Here is a 3,275-nt window from a genome sequence, read left to right on the forward strand (position 1 = left end):
TGGGTCGCCGACGAACATGTTCTGCAGCATCCGCTCGGTGACCACCGCAGAGCGCGAATAGCCGATGAAGTAGGTGCCGAACTCGCCCTTGCCGATCTCGCCGAACGGCATGTTGTGTCGCACGATCTTCAACTCGTTGCCGTCGTCGTCGGTGATGACGTTCAGTGCCACATGTGAATTCGCGGGTTTGATTTCGTCGCCGAGCTCGATGTCGTCGAGCTTGGTGCGTCCGATCACCCGTTCCTGTTCGCCGGTTGTGAGCGCATTCCACGAGTCCATGTCGTGGACGTACTTCTGCACGTGCACGTAGCAGCCGCCGGCGAAATCGGGGTCCTCGTCACCGATCTGGGTGGCGCTGTCGGCCAGGGGCCCATCGGGGTTCTCGGTGCCGTCGACAAATCCCAGCAGGTCGCGGTTGTCGAAAAACCGGAACCCGTGCGTCTCGTCGACGACGATGATCGCTCCCATCGCAGCCACGAGTTTGGTTGCCAATTCGAAACAGACATCCATCGACTCGGCGCGGATGTGGAACAACAGATCCCCGGGGGTCGACGGGGCATGGTGGCGTCCGCCGGTGAGCTCGACGAACGGATGCAGTTCGGCCGGACGCGGGCCGGAGAACAACCGGTCCCAGGCCTGCGACCCGATCGACGTCACCACCGACAGCCGCTTGGCGGGATCGCGGAACCCGACCGCCCGCACCAGACCGGCGATGTCCCCCAGCGCATCGTGAACGGTCTGTTCGTCACCCTCGTCGATCGTCGCAACCAGGAACAGGGCCGCAGGCGTCAGCGGCGCCAGTACCGCCTGCGGCAGGGGAGTGGGCACACGTCTGACCCTAGATCAAGATCATCGCCGATGATCGACGATGATGGAGAACATGTCTGCAACTCCGCAGGGCCTGTGCGAGTTCATCGACGCATCGCCCTCGCCGTTCCACGCCTGTGAAACGGCCGCGGCGAGGCTGCGCGCGGCCGGGTTCACCGAACTGTCCGAGAGCGAGCCGTGGCCGGCGTCGGGTGATCACTTCGCCGTCCGGGCCGGTTCGCTGATCGCATGGCGGTCCGGCGCGGATCCGGGCGCGCCGTTCCGGGTCGTCGGCGCCCACACCGACAGCCCCAACCTGAGGGTCAAACAGCACCCGGACCGGTTCGTCTCGGGCTGGCAGGTGGTGGCGCTGCAACCCTACGGCGGTGCGTGGCTGAACTCCTGGCTGGACCGCGACCTCGGAATCAGCGGACGGCTGTCGGTGCGCAGGGCAGACACGGTCGCGCACCAGCTGGTCAAGATCGACGAGCCGATCCTGAGGGTGCCGCAGCTGGCCATCCACCTCGCCGAGGACCGCAAGGCCGTCGAGCTCAACCCGCAGCGGCACGTCAACGCGGTCTGGGGGGTGGGTAGTGGTGTCCGGTCATTCCCGGCATACGTGGCCGAGCGGGCCGGGGTCGACGTCGAGGACGTGCTCGGCGCCGAGCTGATGACACACGACATCAACCCGTCGCGGCTCGTCGGTGCCGATGGTGACCTGCTCAGCGCACCGCGACTGGACAATCAGGCGACGTGCTACGCCGGGCTGGAGGCGTTCCTGGCGGCACCGCCGTCCGGTGTCGCGCCGGTGCTGGTGCTCTTCGACCATGAGGAGGTCGGTTCCCAGTCCGGCCACGGCGCGCAGTCCGACCTGCTGTTGACGGTGTTGGAGCGGCTCACCCTGGCGGCGGGAGGCGGGCGGGAGGACTTTCTGCGTCGGCTGCCGAAATCGATGGTCGCCTCCGGGGACATGGCGCACGCCACCCATCCGAACTATCCCGAGCGGCACGAACCCGGCCATCTCATCGAGGTCAACGCGGGTCCGGTGCTCAAGGTTCAGCCCAACCTGCGGTATGCCACCGACGGCCGCACCGCTGCGGCGTTCGCGCTGGCGTGTGCGCAGGCGGGTGTTGCGCTGCAGCGCTACGAGCACCGCGCGGACCTGCCGTGCGGATCGACGATCGGTCCGATGACGGCGGCGCGTACCGGTATCCCCACCGTGGACGTCGGTGCCGCTCAGTTGGCGATGCACTCGGCGCGCGAGGTGATGGGGTCTTCCGATGTCGCGGCGTATTCGGCGGCGCTTCGAGCATTTCTCGCGCCTGCCTGAGCTAATCTCAGGCAGGATGACCGAGTTGGGGGACCAGAGTCAGCTTCCTGCGGAGGCGCGTGCCCGCAAACTCATCGACGCGCAACTCGTCAGAGCCAGCTGGGTGGTGCAGGACAAGAAGGACCTGAACCTCTTCGCGGGGCAGGGTGTCGCTGTCCGGGAAGTCGTGATGAAGGCAGGGCACGGGCGGGTGGACTACCTGCTGTACGTCGACAAGGCCGTCGTTGGCGTAATCGAGGCGAACCGGTGGGTACGCCGCTGTCCGGTGTCGAATGGCAGTCGGCCATGTACGCCGACGGGCTTCCGGCCGATGTGCGGATCGCGGCACGGACGCGAGACGGTCGGTTGCCGTTTGTCTTCGAGGCGTCCGGGGTGGAGACGCACTTCACAAACGGTTTCGATCCCGAGCCGCGGGCGCGCCTGATCTTCAACGTCGCCCGGCCTGAGACCTTGGCACGGTTTCTCCGTGAGGCCGACGCCGATCCCGACCGGCCGACGTGGCGCGCGAAGGTGCTGCACCTGCCCGGATTGCAGACCGAGTCGCTGCGGCCGGCACAGATCGAGGCGGTCAATGGGGTGGAACACAGCCTGGCCGCCCAACAGTTCGATAGGTCACTCGTACAGATGGCGACGGGTGCCGGCAAGACGTACACGGCGGTGACACAGTCCTACCGGCTGCTCAAACACGGCGGTTTCAACAAGGTCCTTTTTCTGGTCGACCGCAACAACCTGGCGGATCAAACGCTCGCGGAGTTCCAGAATTTCCGCACCCCAGACGACGGTCGACGCTTCACTGAGTTGTACAACGTGGCCAAGCTGTCGAGCGTCGGTCTGCTGGGGTCGACCGCGGTCTCCGTCTCCACGATTCAACGGGTGTTCCGGTTCATCAAAACTGGGGAAGTCAGCGGTGACGACGACCCGAACGTGGACGACTACGTCCCCGACGTTCCGGTCACCCTCTCCTATAGCGCCGCACTGCCGCCAGAGACCTTTGATCTCGTCATCGTTGACGAGGCGCACCGCAGCATCTATGGCGTGTGGCGCGGGGTGCTCGAGTACTTCGATGCGCATGTCGTCGGTCTGACAGCCACGCCGGGCAAGCAGACGTTCGCTTTCTTCCGGCAGAACCTGGTGTCCG

Annotated in this window: 3 protein-coding genes; 2 read left to right on the forward strand and 1 reads right to left on the reverse strand. The window is 66.0% G+C overall.

Annotated elements, in window-relative coordinates; genetic code table 11:
* Positions 1–828, reverse strand: an 828-nt coding sequence (locus WA944_RS22325; protein WP_526647347.1) for a Dyp-type peroxidase, incomplete at its 3' end; no start/stop codon positions are given.
* 52 nt (positions 829–880) lie between these two features.
* Between WA944_RS22325 and WA944_RS22330 the strand changes: the two genes are divergently transcribed.
* A complete protein-coding gene (locus WA944_RS22330; RefSeq protein WP_526369310.1) occupies positions 881–2,137 on the forward strand; it encodes a M18 family aminopeptidase in 1,257 nt (418 codons plus the stop codon).
* 246 nt (positions 2,138–2,383) lie between these two features.
* A partial coding sequence (locus WA944_RS22335; RefSeq protein WP_526647348.1) for a DEAD/DEAH box helicase family protein occupies positions 2,384–3,275 on the forward strand: 892 nt, incomplete at its 3' end.

Source organism: Mycobacterium sp., from assembly GCF_049683355.1.
Classification (GTDB): domain Bacteria; phylum Actinomycetota; class Actinomycetes; order Mycobacteriales; family Mycobacteriaceae; genus Mycobacterium.